This window comes from Streptomyces sp. NPDC052064, from assembly GCF_055585925.1.
The window spans coordinates 1-14,873 of record NZ_JBVJJE010000021.1 but is presented as its reverse complement, the minus strand read 5'-3'; the positions used below and the strand labels follow the sequence as shown (position 1 = coordinate 14,873).

Genomic DNA, 14,873 nt, shown 5'->3' with positions numbered 1-14,873 from the left:
GCTCCGCAGTGTCTGTGTGTACGCCAGTCAGTGCGCCGTCCTGGTGTCCCCTTCGTGTTCGATGCCCAGGAGGGCGAGGGCGTTGTGGATGCCCTGTTCGAGGACTTGGTCGGCGAGCTGCGGGTCGGCGAGGGCTCGGGAGAGCTGGAGTGTGCCGGCCATCATGGCGTAGGAGCTGAGTGCCATGGGGCGGACCGAGAGCGGGTCGCCCGGCGCCAGGCGCGCGGCGATGCCGTCGGCGACCGCCAGGACGCCCTCGGTGTATGCCTGCTTGGTGGGGTGTGTGCAGCGCCCTATCTCGTCGAGCAGGGCGGCGGAGGGGCAGCCGACGTCACGGCTGTCACGGTGCCAGGGGGACAGGTACCAGCGCACGATCTGTTCGAGGCCGGCGCGGCCCGGTTGTGCGTGCGCGACGATGCTCGCGTTCTGGGCCTGCAGCTGGTCGGCGATCGTGGTGGCCACCAGGTCGTCCTTGGACGTGAAGTGGGTGTAGAAGGCGCCGTTGGTCAGCCCGGCGTCCTTCATGAGCGCCGTGATGCCCGAGCCGTCGATGCCGTCTTCCTTGAAGCGGCGGCCGGCCGTCTCGATGATCCTCTGCCTGGTGGCCTGCTTGTGCTCTTTCCTGTATCGCACCGCAACTCCTCTACGTGCCGGGTGGGCCGCTCGCCCTCCGTCGGCTCCTCCAATGTATTGTATTGTGAACGTAATTCAATGACCCCGGATTCCGGCGCCCTCGCGGCCGGGGCGGGGCCGCCGCCCCTCGGCCCCCGCCGCGCCGGACCGCTTGCGCCGCCGGCCCGCAGGAGGTTCCGCGGCCGGGCCGCGGGCTCTGCTCACCATGGGAACCCCCTTGCGCACCCGAGTCGCCCCTGCTTAATATTATGAGCGTAATTTAATTGGGGCGAGCCGGTGACCGAGTGATCCGAGCAGGCCGTCGGCCTGATCCACAGCCCTGGCTCGCCGCATGGGGCAGCCGAGGGCAGCGACCCCGCAGACCCGGCATGTCTTGGTGTGCTGCGTGAGCAGACCCACGAGACATGACGGGCACCCGCCCGCAAGAGAAGGACGTCATGAGCACCTATCTGGCAGACAAGGCCGAGAACCTCACCGTGGAGGGGTCCTCCGCGACCTTCACCTACCGGCGCATGGGTCCGCAGGGCGGTGTCCCGCTGGTCCTGCTGCAGCGTTTCCGGGCAACCATCGACTGGTGGGACCCGGAGTTCCTGGACTACCTGGCCGCCGACCACGACGTGATCGTGTTCGACAACGTCGGCACCGGCTACACCACCGGCGAGCCGCGCGACTCCCTCGACGGATTCGCCGAGGGCGCCGCCGAGTTCATCGAGGCCCTCGGCCTCGCGCGGGCCGACGTGCTCGGCTGGTCCCTGGGGGGTTTCGTGGCCCAGCGCCTGGCCGCGCGTCGCCCGGAACTGGTGCGCAAGATCATCGTGGCGGGCAGCGGCCCGACCGGCTGGGTGCCCGGTGCGCCGGAGGCGAGCGAGAAGGTCCTGGGCATCATGGCCAAGCCCGACGCCGACCAGGAGGACATGCTGTACCTGTTCTACCCGGAGACGGAAGCGGCCCGCGCCTCGGGGCGCGAGCACTTCGCCCACGTCGCGCCCCGGCTCGCCGCCGGTGGCCCCGCGGTCACCGAGGCGACGGCGCAGGGCATGCTCGCCGCGATCGGCCAGCTCCTGGCAGCCCCCTTCGACGAGGTCAAGGCCGAACTGGAGTCCATCAAGCACCCCGTCCTGTACGCCAACGGCCTGCACGACGTGATGGTCCCCGCCCACGCGTCCTACGTCGCCGTCCAGCACCTGGCCGACGCCACCCTCCTCCTCTACGGCGACGCCGGCCACGCCTTCCTCTTCCAGCACGCCAGGGCCTTCACCAAGCAGGTGGCCGACTTCCTCGCCGCCTGAAGACGCCGACCGCGCCGCCGATCCCGAACCTCGGGCGACGGCCGGTCAGCCTTCGTGCAAGGGCCGCCTCACAGCCGTGAGGCGGCCCTTGCACGGCTCCGGCCGTCATCACCGTCGAGCCCGGGCAGCCTGTGCGTACCGGCCCCGTGACCTCGTAGCGCTCCTCGACACGACAGGCGGCACGCACTACTGGTCGTCCGCCTGCCGTCACCCCGCGCCTGTCCTGCGACAGGGGTCCGCGGGTCTGTTCCCGTCGCCGGCAGTGTCCGGCGACCGGGACTTTCGGCGGCACGCAATTCTGTCTCGGTGCCGGGTCTCGCGAAGAGACCGTGAAGCGTCCCGTCCCGCGCGCTCACAGTGAAACGATCACACGCACCGGGCATCACCGCGTTGCCGGGCCCGTCCAGAGGATGCCGTGGCGCTCGCTCCGCGCAGGTGGTCGACGGTGAAGGCGGCGGCGCGGAGCTCCTCGATGCGTGAGCCGCGGCCGAGCAGGGGATCGAACTCACCCGGTCCGACGACGCGGGTCCCGAGCGACGACGACGGTGCAGTCACCGGCGGGAACGAGGATCATCACCTCGACCCATTCGCCCGGCTCGACGTCGACCTGGGTGAAGGCATTCATTCGCGATCGGTCCACGTCACGCTCGTGACGCGGTCGCGGGCATACGCCTGCGCAGTCTCCCGTGCCGGACGGCGGCCCGTCCTGGTCAGTGTCACCGTGGCCCGCAGCGTCCCCGTGGACGTGACAACGGATTCTGGATCCGTCGGGTCCGAGTCGTGCACCGCCGTGCAGCTGAGGCCCTCGCTGAAGGCGAACAGCTGATCCTGTGTCAGATCGGCGCACCTGTAGCCGTGCTGCCCCCCGGCCCTGGTTGTGTAGTGGACCGGCAGCCGCCCGCTCGGCTCGGTGCGCCCGGGCGGGCAGGGTCGAGGGCTTGCCCTGGACCAGGACGACGATGGGCCGGTCGAGCTTCCGGAGGGCGTCGAGGAGTGCGATCTGACGCCCCATGAGCTCCAGCGCCATGAAGCGGCCTTCCCCGGTCAGGCCGACGGTGTTGCCGACGAGCGCCGCAAGCGCTGCACCAGGTCCGCTGCGGGTGCAGGCGGGAGGTGCGCCGTACCGGTGGCGGGGGGTTCGGGGCTGAGGCGGGCGTCGTCGTGGTCCACGGTGCGCCCTCCGGCCCAGTCCTCGTCCTGGAACCCGGAGCGCAGCCAGGTCCTGAAACCGTCGTGCAGATCGTCGGCTGTCCCCGGTCCGGGGCAGGACGGCCACGGCTCGCCGGTCACGACCAGCGTCTCGTGGCCGCCGGCGTGGGTGAGCCGCTCCTGCCCTGGTGGTTCGCTGTGCTGGTGCACCCCGGCGCCCGGGGAACCCGTGATTCCGCCGCTGTGCATCGCGTTCGGCAAGCCCCCTTGCACCCTGATGAAATTACGGTCATACTTCAATGGTGGCGGGTTGTTCAGGGACCTGATCCAAGGGGTTTCCCGCTTCCTGGGCCTCCTCTGACCGCCGACCCCGGACTGCAGCCGCAGCCGGGAGACCCGGGAATCGCTCTGCGCCCACCTGCGAGGAAGCAGTAGGCCGGCGCACAGTGGCGGTAATCCTCACATTGAAGGGCACGACCGTGAACGCACGCGAAACACGAGGCGACGTGGTGACGTCGTACAAGAACGCGCAGACCCGCACCGTCACCGCTGACGGAGTGACCTTCGCCTACCGCGACCTCGGCCCCCGCACCGGCATGCCGGTCATCTTCATCACCCACCTCGCTGCGGTCCTGGACAACTGGGACCCCAGGGTCGTCGACGGCATCGCCGCCAAGCACCGGGTGATCACGTTCGACAACAGGGGCGTGGGCGCGTCAACCGGTGAGACGCCGAAGACGATCGAGGAGATGGCCAAGGACGCCGTCACCTTCATCCGGGCGCTGGGCTTCGAGCAGGTCGACGTCCTCAGCTTCTCGATGGGCGCCATGATCGCCCAGGTCATCGCACAGACCGACCCGCAGCTCATCCGCAGGCTGATCCTCGCGGGCACCGGTCCGGCCGGAGGCGAGGGCATCAAGAACGTCACCCGGATCTCCCACTTCGACACCCTCCGGGCACTGCTCACCTTCCAGGACGTGAAGCAGTTCCTCTTCTTCACCCGCACCCCGAACGGGATTCGGGCCGGCAAGGAGTTCCTGGCCCGTCTGAAGGAGCGCACCAAGGACCGCGACAAGGCGATCGCTCTCAAGTCCTACTTCTCCCAGCTCAAGGCCATCCACCGCTGGGGGCTGGCACGGCCGCAGGATCTGTCCGTCATCAAGATCCCCGTGCTTGTCGCCAACGGTGACCACGACAGGATGGTTCCGACGTCGAACTCGTACGACATGGACCGGCGACTGCCGAACTCCGAGCTGGTGATCTACCCCGACGGCGGCCACGGCGGCATCTTCCAGTACCACGAGCAGTTCGTGCCGACGGCTCTCGAGTTCTTCGGCCGACCGTAGTAGGGCCGCGGTGCGGTCTGTACGGGCCGAGGACTGGGTCAGAGCCGTGACGCCCGGGTGGGCGGGCGGCTCTGTCACCTGTCCGACGTGACTGACCTGCTCGCTTCTCGGTCAAACGGCGCCGAGGCGGTTGTCGTGCAGGAGGGCGACGCGGAGACCGGTGTGGTCGGCGTCCCGTCCGGGCGCCAGGCCCCGGAGTGCGCTGCCGCTGCGGCGCCTGCCGAACGCGCGCGACGCCGGCCGCCGTACGAGCGGAGGACCGTCGCGTCGGTGTCGCTGCCGAGAGCGCAGTCGCCCCAGGGACCACCCGCTCAGGCTGAGCGCGCAAACGCGGGTGCACGGCGCCGGCGTCCCGGCCCATGCCAGGTGCTCACCCAGCCGGTACTGACCGTCATCGCCCGAAGGCGAGGGCGTTCTCGATCCCCTGCTCAAGGACCTCGTCGGAGAACTTCCGGTCGGAGAGCGCGCGGGACAGCTGCAGCGTTCCCACCGCCATGGTGTAGAGCCCGATGGCCTGCCCCCGGGCGGACTGCGGATCCTCGGGCGCCAGACGGGCGGCGAGCTCGTCCAGGATGGCCCTCGCGCCGTCGGTGTAGGCATCCTTGGTCGCGTCACCGCAGCGGCCGATCTCGTCGAGCAGGGCCGCGGACGGGCAGCCGTCGCCGGGGTTGTCCCGGTGCTCGGGCGACAGATACCAGCGAATGAAATCCTCGAGTCCCTCGCGGCCGGGCCGCAGCGTGTCGTACTGCTTGACCTGCGTGCGCAGCTGCTCGGCGACGACGTGGGCGACGAGGTCGTCCTTGGACTCGAAGTGGGCGTAGAAGGCCCCGTTGGTGAGCCCGGCGTCGGACATCAGGGTGGAGATGCCGGAGCCGTCGATGCCGTCCTGCTTGAACCGGTGGCCGGCCCGCTCGATGATCCGCTGCCGCGTGACCTGCTTGTGCTCCTTGGCGTAGCGCGCCACAGGGTTCCTCCCTCAACTCCGCCGGGCCATTGCCTCGTATCCCACGACTGCTGACTGACACCGCGTCCCGACACCCGGAGCGCACCGCGATCGTCTTCGGTGACGACCGCATCACGTATGCCGCTCTCGACGCCGCCGCCAACCGTGTCGCGAACCTGCTCGCCTCGCGCGGGATCCAGCCGGGCGACAAGGTCGCGCTGTCCTGCCCCAACGTGCCCCACTTCTCCAGCGTCTACTTCGGCATCCTCAAGGCCGGCGCAGCGGTCGTGCCGCTGAATGTGCTGCTGCGGTCTGGCGAGATCGCCTACCACCTCGCCGATTCGGACGCGAAGGCGTACTTCGCGTTCGAGGGCACGCCGGAGCTTGCGATCGCGCAGGCCGCGTGGGAGGGGTTCCGGGCGACCGATGGCTGCACCGAGTTCTTCCTGATCGAGAGCGGCGGCGCGGCCGGGGGCGGGGCACCAGAGTCGTACCAGGCGGCCGTCGCCGAGCAGCCCGTGACGTTCCGTACGGTCGAGCGCGACGAGGACGACACCGCGGTGGTCCTCTACACCTCCGGCACGACCGGCCACCCCAAGGGCGCGGAGCTGCGGCACCGCAACGTGTACGACAACGCGCTCGTCGGCCGCGACCTGTTCGCCGCCGATCCCGGGCGCCCCGACACCTATCTGTGTGTGCTGCCGCTGTTCCACGCCTTCGGCCAGACAGTCGTCCAGAACGGCGCCTTCGCGTTCGGCGGCACGATCGTGATGCAGCCGAGGTTCGAGGCGCAGGCGGCCCTGCGTCTCATGCTCGCCCACGACGTGACGTTCTTCGCCGGGGTCCCGACGATGTACTGGGGTCTGCTCGCGGCGCTCGACGAGACGGTCGACGTCGCCCGCCTGGCGGCGAACCTGCGCGTGGCGGTGGCCGGTGGCGCGGCGCTGCCCGCCGAGATCCACAAGCAGTTCAAGGACCGCTTCGGTGTGACGATCCTCGAGGGCTACGGGCTGTCCGAGACCTCGCCGATCGCGTCCTTCTCCCGTTTCGGCGAGGAGCCCCGCGTCGGTTCGATCGGTGTGCCCATTCCGGGCGTGGAGATGAAGCTCATCCGCGATGACTGGTCGGATGCCGAGGGTGGCCGCGAGGCGATCGGGGAGATCGCGATCCGGGGACACAACGTCATGAAGGGCTACTACAAGCGGCCCGGCGCGACGGCCGAGGCGATCAAAGAGGGCTGGTTCCGCTCCGGCGACCTCGCCCGCAGGGACGAGGACGGCTTCTACTACATCGTCGACCGGTCCAAGGACATGATCATCAGGGGTGGCTTCAACGTCTATCCGCGCGAGATCGAGGAAGTCCTCATGGAGCACCCTTCGGTCTCGCTGGTCGCTGTGATCGGCGTACCGCACGAGTCCCACGGCGAGGAGATCAAGGCCGTCGTGGTGCGCGAGGCAGGCAGCGGCACGACCGAGGACGAGCTCGTGGCCTGGGCGAAGGAACGGCTCGCCGGGTACAAGTACCCGCGCATCGTCCAGTTCGTCGACGAACTGCCCCTGACCTCCACCGGCAAGATCCTCAAGCGCCACCTCTCCTGATCAGGCCGGCTGCCTCGGCCCAGGCGGCAGAGCCAGACAGCAAGACAGGCAGCCGTCCCCGAGGTGGGTCCGGATGCGACGGCCTCCTGGAGACCACCGACTTGCCGGCGGACGAGATCGCGGGCCAGGTCGGCTTCGGTGCCGACAGCCCGCTGCGACCTTGCTCAGCGGCCTGACCGCCCGTCGAGCTTGCCGAGGATCGCGTGCAGCACGCGATCCTGTGCCAGCCGCCCGTCGATCGCCGGGTTGATCACTCCTCGCAGCACGGACAGTGGGGCCAGCGAGCCGGCCGGATCACACGGGGTCAACGGTGTTCGATGGCCTGCACGACGGCTTCGGCGGCCTGGTCCAGTTCCAGGCGCTTGAGCAGCGGCCGCGGCGATGTCCTGGCTAGCATCTCAGTGATCGCAGGATCCGCGTCGACGCCGTTTCTGATCATGTCCGTCTGGATCAGAGAGAAGTAGGCGGTGGTGGCGGAGGCGCCGTGGCGGGCGAGTTCCACGCGCAGTCCGCGCCCGAGCTGCTCGACCGCGGACTTGCTCATCGCGTAGGGAATGGCCCCCACACCGTTGAGGAAGGCGAGGACGGAACTGATCAGGACGACCTGGCCCTGGTTGGCGATGATCTGCTCCATCGCCGCGCTGACCGTGTTGACGACTCCGTTGATGTTCACGGCCAGCACCTTGTCGACCGCGGGTGCGGGCGTGTGGAGCCCTGCCCCATGATGCCGGCGTTCGAGATCACGACGTCAACCCGCCCGAACCGCTCACACACGTGGGCCACGGCATCGTCGAGCGCGCTGCGGTCGCAGACGTCCGCGGTAGAGCCGACGACGTGGGACGACGAGATGCCGGCCGCGATCTCCGGCGTGTCCGGACGCAGATCCACGATGCCGACCTGGGCGCCGCGGGAGAGGAGGGTTCGGGCCGTGGCGCTGCCGAGTCCCGCCGGTGATGAGTACGACCTTGTCGGATGGGGCTGAGTCCACGTCCCGTGCGGCGAGTCCGGATGCGGAGCCGCGGGAGGGGACCTCGTGGTCATCGACGGCGCACCGCTCGCGTCGCGAGTGCATGTTCACCGCTGTTTGGCTGCGCCGTGCGTACGCCGAAGCGCCCGAGGAAGGCGACTGCCTCGGGCGCCGGGGGCTGTGGTCAGGCGGTGTGGGTGGGGTAGTCGGTGTAGCCGGCCGCGCCGCCGCCGTAGAAGGTGGATGCGCTCGACCAGGTAGGGGTTGGCGAGTGCCATCGAGCCCACGGTGACGACGTCGGCGATGCCGTTGTCGATGTCCTTGGCGCGGGTGGCGATGTCGGTGCCGGCCCGGTTGAGGATCAGCGTGTTCGGCCACAGCTCGACTCGCGGGTGCGTTTGCTGTCATACGCGCGACCGATACCGGTTCCCGGCATGGCCGATGGTATGACGTGCATAATTTTACGGTCGAGGGCGACGTGCTTGACCGTCCCGCCGGGCATCCGCCGCGGCGGCGCGGCTCGTTGCCAGTGGGCCTCGGAAGGTGCGCCGGTAGGCCAGTGGTGTGACGCCGATGGCGGCGTGCAGGTGTTCGCGCAGCGAGGTGCCGCCGGCGAAGCCGACCTGGCCGGCGATGTCGTCGACCGGCAGGTCGGTGGATTCCAGCAACTGCCGGGCCCGGTCGACGCGTTGCTGGATGAGCCAGCGTCCGGGGCTCAAGCCGACTTCTTCTTTGAAGCGGCGGGCGAAGGTGCGCAGGCTCATGTTCGACTGCTCGGCAAGGTCGCTCAGCGTCAGCGGCTTGTGCAGGTTCTGCAGCGCCCACTGCCGGGCGGCGGACGTGTCGTTCGCCGTTGCGTTGGGGACCGGGTGTTCGATGTACTGCGCCTGGCCCCCGTCGCGCCACGGGGGGACGACGCAGGTGCGGGCCACACGGTTGGCGATCTCGCTCCCGTGGTCCTTGCGGACAAGGTGCAGGCAGACATCGATGCCGGCAGCGGCACCGGCCGAGGTCAGCACGTCGCCTTCGTCGACGAACAGGACGTTCGGGTCGAGGTCCACCTGCGGGTACCACTCCCGGAAGAGGCCCGTGGCGTGCCAGTGCGTGGTGGCCCGGTGCCCGTCGAGCAGCCCCGCCGCGGCCAGCACGAAGGCGCCGGTGCAGGTCGACACGATCCGGGTGCCGGGGGCCACGTACGCGAGGACTTGCGCCAGGTCGACCGACGTCTGACGGCGGGGGTTGCCGGTGTGGAACGGCGCGATGATGACGGTGTCGGCGGTGCGCAACGCCTCCGGGCCATGATCGACGCTGATGGAGAAGTCCGCGTTGGTGCGCACCGGGTGACCGTCGATGCTGCAGGTCACGACCTCGTAGCGGCCGTCCGCAGCGCCGAAGACGCGGTGGGGAATGCCCAGGTCGAACGGGTACACCCCGTGCGAGGCGAGGACAACGACGCGGTGCACCTTGATCACGGCAGGATCCCGTCGAAAATTGGCGATCACGCCATTGTAGGGGCCTGTGACGGCGGCCAGGCTGGGCCCATGACGGACACCGAAACCATGCGAGCCATCAGCCAGGACACCTACGGCGCCCCCGACGTGCTGCAGGAGACCCTGCTGCCCAAACCGGCGCCAGGGGTGAGCGAGATCCTGGTCGCCGTCCACGCGGCCGGGGTCAACCCGACCGACTGGGGGAACCGTGCCCAGTCCGCGACCATCGCCCGGATGCCGCTGGTGCTCGGCTGGGACGTCTCCGGCGTCGTCGAGGCCGTCGGCGTGGGCGTCACCCTGTTCAAGCCCGGCGACGAGGTCTTCGGCATGCTGCCCTACCCGGGCGGAGTCGGCTCGCACGCCGAGTACGTGACCGGGCCGGCCCGCGTCTTCACGCACAAGCCCGCCGGCATCGACCACGTCCAGGCCGGTGCGCTGCCGCTGGCCGCGCTGACCGCCTACCAGGCACTGGTCGACACCGCCGGCGTCCGGGCCGGGCAGCGAGTCCTGATCCACGCGGCGGCCGGCGGCGTCGGTCACCTCGCCGTGCAGATCGCCAAGGCCCGCGGCGCGTACGTGATCGGCACCGCCAGCGCCGCCAAACACGACTTCCTGCGATCCCTCGGTGCCGACGAGGTCATCGACTACCACAGCGTCGACTTCACCGAGGTGCTCAGCGACATCGACGTGGTCCTCGACCCGATCTCCCGCGACTCCGCCGCCCGCGCCCGATCCGTGGCCGTGCTGCGCCCGGGCGGCACCCTCGTCTCGATCCTTCCGGTACCCGTCGACGCCGGCGAACTGGCGGCGATCGCCGAGCGGGGGATCCGCTACGAGTCGCTGCTGGTCGAGGCCGACCACGCCGGCATGCAGGCCATCGCTGCCCTCGTCGAGACCGGCGCACTGCGCGCCCACGTCGAGGCCACCTTCCCGCTCGCCGAGGCTGCGAAGGCGCACACGCTCGGCGAGACCGGCCGCACCACCGGCAAGATCGTGCTGACCGTCCGAGACAGCAAGGCACACGTTGCCAGCCAACTGCTGCATGACGTGTTCGTCCTCGGCGACACGGCCATCGTCGATCGGGTCGTGCGGCCCGATTCCTACATCCAGCACAACCCCCTGGCGCCCGACGGAGCCGACGCCCTCAAGTACTTCAGCGGCGCCATGCGACAGCAGTTCCCGCAGGCCGCCTTCGAGCCCCGCCGGATCATCACCGACGGCGATCTGGTGCTGCTGCATTCCCGCTACGTCATGGTGCCGGGCACCGAGGGTCTGGCCGTGTTCGACCTGTTCCGCTTCCAGGACGGCAAGATCGCCGAGCACTGGGACGTCATTCAGGAAGTGCCCGCCACCACGGCCAGCGGCAACGACATGTTCGCCACGCTCAGCGAGCCGCGGACCGACGCGGTCGGGCAGCGCTGGTTCACCGCCTACCACAAGGAACTGGTCACCGCGTTCGTCGACCAGCTGCTGGTCCGCAAGGACCTGACCGCCATCGACGCCTACGTCGGCGCCGACTACCACGAACACAGCCCGAACATCTCCGACGGCGCGGCCGGCCTCAAGGCCGACCTGGGCAGCTACTTCGACAAGTTCCCGCAGTCGAGTGTCACACCGAAACGCGTCATCGCCGAAGGCGACCTGGTCGCCGTGCACAGCCACTACGTCGACACGCCGGGCGAGCGTGGCCGGTCGGTCATCGACCTCTTCCGGGTCCGCGATGCCAGGATCGTCGAGCACTGGAGCTCCGAACAGGCCGTGCCCGAGACCGCCGCCAACGACAACACGATGTTCTGACAGCCGCCGGGGGCGGGGCGAATCGTGTCCAGCCCCGGCATCAGGCCATCAGCGCGGCGATCCCCGAACAGTCGATCCCGTCGCTCTTGAACCGAACGTTCGGTCCACTTGCACGTGACGACGGTGGGACATTGGCCGTCGCGTTTTCCGTGTTCGGAGACCGGTGGGTGCGGCGGGGCCCTCCGGCCGGGAAGCCGGCTGCCGGGCTGCCGTTGAGGCGTGCCCGGCCGCCGTGGGAACCCTGATGGGTGGGGGATGGACGCTGCCCGGGGTGTCGCGGCACCCACGGGCGCCCTGTGGGGCGCTGCGGTCGGTGGTGGGTGATCAGAGGGCTTCGCTGACCCGGCCGATGTACTCGCCCAGCTGGTACTCGACGTCGAGGCCCTTTTCGGCGACCAGTGCGCCGAGCCCGACCGCGCGCGCGGCGAATCCCGGCTGCGTCAGGGTGCCCGCGAACTCGCCGAAGGAGGCGACCAGGTGGGCGTCCGGCGGCAGTGTCGCCCGGTTGACCTGGGACTTGGCGGTCGCCAGTGCCTGCCGGTCGAAGGAGGCGAGGCGGACGACGGTCGCGTCGACGAAGGCGTCGAGTTCCGCGTCGGGCAGGGTTCGGGTGACCCATCCCCAGCGCTCGGCGGTGTCGGCGTCGTAGTCGGCGCTGGTCAGGATCGCCTCCAGCGCGCGGTCGCGGCCGAGGGCGCGCGGAAGCCGCTCGCCGCCGCCTCCGCCGGGGACGAGGCCGAGGCCGACCTCGGGCTGGCCGAAGAACGCCTTCTCGCGGCTGGCGTAGCGCAGGTCGCAGGCGAGGGCCAGCTCGTTGCCGGCGCCCCGGGTACGGCCCCGGATGGCCGCGATGCTGACGAACGGGGTCTTGGTCAGCCGCAGGACCATGTCGGTCCACAGCGGGTTGTCGTCCTCGTGCTCGGGCGCGGGGATGTCGGCGGCCGCGGTGGCGTCGAAGTGGTTGATGAAGAAGTCGGGGAGTTCGCTGGCGAAGACGACGACCTGGATGTCCGGGTCGTTCTCCAGCTCCGAGACGATCTTGTGCAGCGTCACGATCGACTCGGGAACCACCAGGTTCACCGGAGGATTCGAGAACGTGATCCTCGCGGTCCGCGGAGTCGTCCGCTCAAGGCGGATCGTGCTGGGCTGGCTCATGGCGTGGTTTCCGTTTCATGGAGGGGGCTTGGGCTTGCGTGGCCGTGATCGCGTCCCGCGACCACGCGGCTGTTGGGTCTGGTGGGGTGCGGGTGTCGCCGACGTGTCAGTCGGAGATGCATCGGTTGTGCCGCCCCCGCCTGCAGGTGTGCGGCATGGTGTGGCCTCTGTTCGTTCGAGCTGATGGCGAGGCATCGCTCGCCTCCCACCATTTATCTTATGATCATAATATAATAGGTCGGGAAGCGCTCAGCAGGCAAGACTCGACATGCGGGGGAATCATCGCCGGCCGTTTCGGCTGGACAGCCTGATCGTCGCTAGCGCCCTCCCCTCCATCCGCGAGAATCTCGGCGGCGGCTTCCCTCTGCGGTGATGAATCCGGCCATGCTGGTGATGACCACGCCCGGACGGAGCTGTCGCCTCGAACCGGTTGCTTGTGCCGCTGCGTCGTGACGGTCCCTTGGCGGACGCGCCTGGCGGTGGGCCGGTGGAGGCGCGGCTCCTCAGGGGAGCTGCGGGTAGAGTGCTGAAACGCCCCCGGACAGTGCTGCCTGAGCCTGGCGGGCCGCGTTGTCGGCGAGGATCTCGTAGGCGCCGGCGGCGATGCCGTCCACGGCGATGCGCGCGATGTCGGCCGGGTCGGACTTCTCCGCGTCGACCGCCCGCACCATCTCGGTGTCCATGTAGCCGACGTGCAGGCCGGCCACGCGGATGCCCTGGTCGGCGAGCTGCACGCGCAGGGCGTTGGTGAGCGACCACTCCGCGGACTTGGCGGCGCAGTAGGCGCCTATCTCCGGGAAGCTGACCCAGGACAGGCCGGACAGGACGTTCAGGATCGCCCCGCCGCCGTTCGCCGCGATCTGGGGTGCGAAGGCGCGGACCACCGACAGGGTGCCGAGGTAGTGGGTGTCCATCTCCAGGCGGATGTCATCCAGGTCGGCGGTGAGCAGGTCGGCACCGGTGGAAGAGCCCGCGTTGTTGACCAGGACGGTCACATCGCCGGTGGCCTCGGCGGCGGCTGCGACGGAGGCGGGTTCGGTGATGTCGAGCGCGATCGGCTTGGCGCCGGGCAGGTCGACCTGGTCGGGGTTGCGGGCGCCGGCGTAGACGGTGGCGCCGCGGCTGAGAAGTTCTGCGGCGAGGGCCCGGCCGAAGCCCCGGTTCGCCCCGGTGACAAGGGCGGTACTGGCGGAGAGGTCCATGAAGGTTCCCGGTGAAGTGGAGAGGAGATGACCAGAGCGCTGACGGCATGGCCTGACGTGGCCCAGACACATTAAATTACGATCATAATAGTAAGCAGGGTGAGTCAGTGATCGCAACCGACCCGCCTGGTGAACGACGCTGCGCCAGGCACCTTGGCCGGAGCACCGTCAAGGAGACAGGCGAATGGTGCCCTAGATCCGCCGCGCTCCACCGCGACATAGAGGACCCGGGCAAGCCCACCGGCCGGCTGCGTGCCCGGCTGACCCCGATGACCGACCAGACCGGTATCGCGGTCCTCGCCGTGGACCCGGCCTACACCAGCCGCTGGGGCCGCCCAGCACGGCAGAAACCCCTCAACTCCAAGACTCGTAAGACCACTCGCCATGAGGCTGCCGCCGTGGCGATCAGAAGGCGCGCCCTGCGGCACCCGGTCCGGCGTCGGACGGCACCGCCCCCTGCTCACCGGAGTGATGAGCAGGGGCATCGGACCGTCCAGGCTGGACCGGGTGCCCCAGGGCGTGGGGGGAACCCGCCACCCGCATTCCCGGACCACGGACACGATCCGTGCGCGCCGGATGCGGAGCGAACGCGGGGGACCAGAACACCCAACACCGTTCGGGGCGTTCTGCTGAGCAGGGGGCCTGGCAACAGGACTCACTCCCGCTCAGTCTCTAGGAACGGTTCAACGCCGCCACGCTCTACGCCTACTTGCTGCTCCAGGAGAACGTCGCAGCCTGCGTCCGCCAGCGCCGTCCGAAGCCCGGGTCACGCACATCGGGCCAGGCCCGCGGATCCATCTGCGTGACCTCCACGAGAGATAGTTGCAACCGCGCAGGTGACTCTGCTGCGAACTGCCCGAGCCAAACTGACTCGATATCAGGCCGCATGACCTTGAAGAGGGGAAGACAACATCTCAGATACTCCATAGTTTTTTGCTTCCATCAGGAGGCATGGGGAGTGCTGGCCAGGTCCGGCCCGTGGGAGAACGGGTTGAACTGCTTCTTCCCTCTCCAGACCGGGGCCTGCCTCACAGGAGCCGCGTGGCACACTCCCGCCTACTTGCCAGCCAGTGGACGACCGCGGAGCGGACGTCCACTCAGATACCTTAACTACAAGCCAAGTTGCAGATTTTAAACAGAGCTGAAGGAGCGTGGAGAGCCGATCACGGAGCGATCGGCTCTCCACGCTCCTGACACCCATTCAGTGATCCACGGAGTGGATCACCTCCCAACTCCCGCGGAGCGGGGGTTGGGGATCCGCCGCGTAGCGGCGGCGCGGCGTGTCTGCGGAGCAGACCGCGCGC

At 69.3% G+C, this 14,873-nt stretch carries 12 protein-coding genes and 3 pseudogenes; 6 read left to right on the top strand and 9 right to left on the bottom strand.

Annotated features, from left to right (window positions below; all coding sequences use genetic code 11):
- Positions 1 to 27: 27 nt before the first annotated feature.
- Positions 28 to 633: a TetR/AcrR family transcriptional regulator gene (locus ACZ6TU_RS37805; protein ID WP_307038895.1), complete on the bottom strand. Its 606-nt coding sequence runs from the start codon at positions 631 to 633 to the stop codon at positions 28 to 30.
- 437 nt (positions 634 to 1,070) lie between these two features.
- Here ACZ6TU_RS37805 and ACZ6TU_RS37800 point away from each other — a divergent pair, with 437 nt between their 5' ends.
- Positions 1,071 to 1,922: an alpha/beta fold hydrolase gene (locus ACZ6TU_RS37800; protein ID WP_466350228.1), complete on the top strand. Its 852-nt coding sequence runs from the start codon at positions 1,071 to 1,073 to the stop codon at positions 1,920 to 1,922.
- A 1,044-nt stretch (positions 1,923 to 2,966) separates the two neighbouring features.
- Here the strand turns inward: ACZ6TU_RS37800 and ACZ6TU_RS37795 are convergent.
- Positions 2,967 to 3,332, bottom strand: a complete 366-nt coding sequence (locus ACZ6TU_RS37795; RefSeq protein ID WP_469553311.1) for a hypothetical protein — start codon at positions 3,330 to 3,332, stop codon at positions 2,967 to 2,969.
- 218 nt (positions 3,333 to 3,550) lie between these two features.
- Between ACZ6TU_RS37795 and ACZ6TU_RS37790 the strand changes: the two genes are divergently transcribed.
- Complete coding sequence (locus ACZ6TU_RS37790) at positions 3,551 to 4,417, top strand: alpha/beta fold hydrolase (RefSeq protein WP_469553308.1); 867 nt, start codon at positions 3,551 to 3,553, stop codon at positions 4,415 to 4,417.
- Positions 4,418 to 4,808: 391 nt separating this feature from the next.
- Here ACZ6TU_RS37790 and ACZ6TU_RS37785 read toward each other — a convergent pair whose 3' ends face one another.
- Complete coding sequence (locus ACZ6TU_RS37785) at positions 4,809 to 5,381, bottom strand: TetR/AcrR family transcriptional regulator (protein WP_469553306.1); 573 nt, start codon at positions 5,379 to 5,381, stop codon at positions 4,809 to 4,811.
- Between the two features lie 29 nt (positions 5,382 to 5,410).
- Here ACZ6TU_RS37785 and ACZ6TU_RS37780 point away from each other — a divergent pair, with 29 nt between their 5' ends.
- Positions 5,411 to 6,958, top strand: a complete 1,548-nt coding sequence (locus tag ACZ6TU_RS37780; protein ID WP_469553304.1) for a long-chain-fatty-acid--CoA ligase — start codon at positions 5,411 to 5,413, stop codon at positions 6,956 to 6,958.
- Between the two features lie 164 nt (positions 6,959 to 7,122).
- Here the strand turns inward: ACZ6TU_RS37780 and ACZ6TU_RS37775 are convergent, their stop codons facing one another.
- The 4 genes and pseudogenes from ACZ6TU_RS37775 to ACZ6TU_RS37760 all read right to left on the bottom strand — a co-directional run bounded on the left by ACZ6TU_RS37775 (position 7,123) and on the right by ACZ6TU_RS37760 (position 9,397).
- Positions 7,123 to 7,266, bottom strand: a complete 144-nt coding sequence (locus ACZ6TU_RS37775) for a hypothetical protein (protein WP_218968829.1) — start codon at positions 7,264 to 7,266, stop codon at positions 7,123 to 7,125.
- Positions 7,263 to 7,649: pseudogene (locus tag ACZ6TU_RS37770) on the bottom strand (SDR family NAD(P)-dependent oxidoreductase); the annotation flags it as partial. The gene ACZ6TU_RS37775 and the pseudogene ACZ6TU_RS37770, both read right to left, overlap by 4 nt.
- Positions 7,628 to 7,999, bottom strand: coding sequence for an SDR family NAD(P)-dependent oxidoreductase (locus ACZ6TU_RS37765; protein ID WP_307038877.1), 372 nt, complete (start codon positions 7,997 to 7,999; stop codon positions 7,628 to 7,630). The gene ACZ6TU_RS37765 and the pseudogene ACZ6TU_RS37770, both read right to left, overlap by 22 nt.
- Positions 8,000 to 8,386: 387 nt before the next feature.
- Positions 8,387 to 9,397, bottom strand: a complete 1,011-nt coding sequence (locus ACZ6TU_RS37760; protein ID WP_469553302.1) for a GlxA family transcriptional regulator — start codon at positions 9,395 to 9,397, stop codon at positions 8,387 to 8,389.
- 87 nt (positions 9,398 to 9,484) lie between these two features.
- Here ACZ6TU_RS37760 and ACZ6TU_RS37755 point away from each other — a divergent pair.
- Positions 9,485 to 10,420: pseudogene (locus tag ACZ6TU_RS37755) on the top strand (NADP-dependent oxidoreductase); the annotation flags it as partial.
- On the top strand, positions 10,409 to 11,212 hold the full coding sequence (locus ACZ6TU_RS37750; protein WP_307049833.1) for a nuclear transport factor 2 family protein: 804 nt from the start codon (positions 10,409 to 10,411) through the stop codon (positions 11,210 to 11,212). The pseudogene ACZ6TU_RS37755 and the gene ACZ6TU_RS37750, both read left to right, overlap by 12 nt.
- 324 nt (positions 11,213 to 11,536) lie before the next feature.
- Here ACZ6TU_RS37750 and ACZ6TU_RS37745 read toward each other — a convergent pair whose 3' ends face one another.
- Both ACZ6TU_RS37745 and ACZ6TU_RS37740 read right to left on the bottom strand, forming a co-directional pair.
- On the bottom strand, positions 11,537 to 12,367 hold the full coding sequence (locus ACZ6TU_RS37745) for an enoyl-CoA hydratase/isomerase family protein (RefSeq protein WP_469553301.1): 831 nt from the start codon (positions 12,365 to 12,367) through the stop codon (positions 11,537 to 11,539).
- Positions 12,368 to 12,870: 503 nt separating this feature from the next.
- Entirely contained in the window at positions 12,871 to 13,569 is a 699-nt protein-coding gene (locus ACZ6TU_RS37740; protein ID WP_469553300.1) for an SDR family oxidoreductase, read from the bottom strand.
- Between the two features lie 230 nt (positions 13,570 to 13,799).
- Here ACZ6TU_RS37740 and ACZ6TU_RS37735 point away from each other — a divergent pair.
- A pseudogene (locus ACZ6TU_RS37735) lies at positions 13,800 to 14,245 on the top strand (IS200/IS605 family accessory protein TnpB-related protein); the annotation flags it as partial.
- Positions 14,246 to 14,873: the final 628 nt, after the last annotated feature.

Bases quoted from the DNA above. Each gene is read 5' to 3' on its own strand.
- ACZ6TU_RS37800 (WP_466350228.1), top strand. From the start codon at position 1,071: ATGAGCACCTATCTGGCAGACAAGGCCGAGAACCTCACCGTGGAGGGG.
- ACZ6TU_RS37765 (WP_307038877.1), bottom strand. From the start codon at position 7,999: ATGACCACGAGGTCCCCTCCCGCGGCTCCGCATCCGGACTCGCCGCAC.
- ACZ6TU_RS37740 (WP_469553300.1), bottom strand. From the start codon at position 13,569: ATGGACCTCTCCGCCAGTACCGCCCTTGTCACCGGGGCGAACCGGGGC.
- ACZ6TU_RS37745 (WP_469553301.1), bottom strand. From the start codon at position 12,367: ATGAGCCAGCCCAGCACGATCCGCCTTGAGCGGACGACTCCGCGGACC.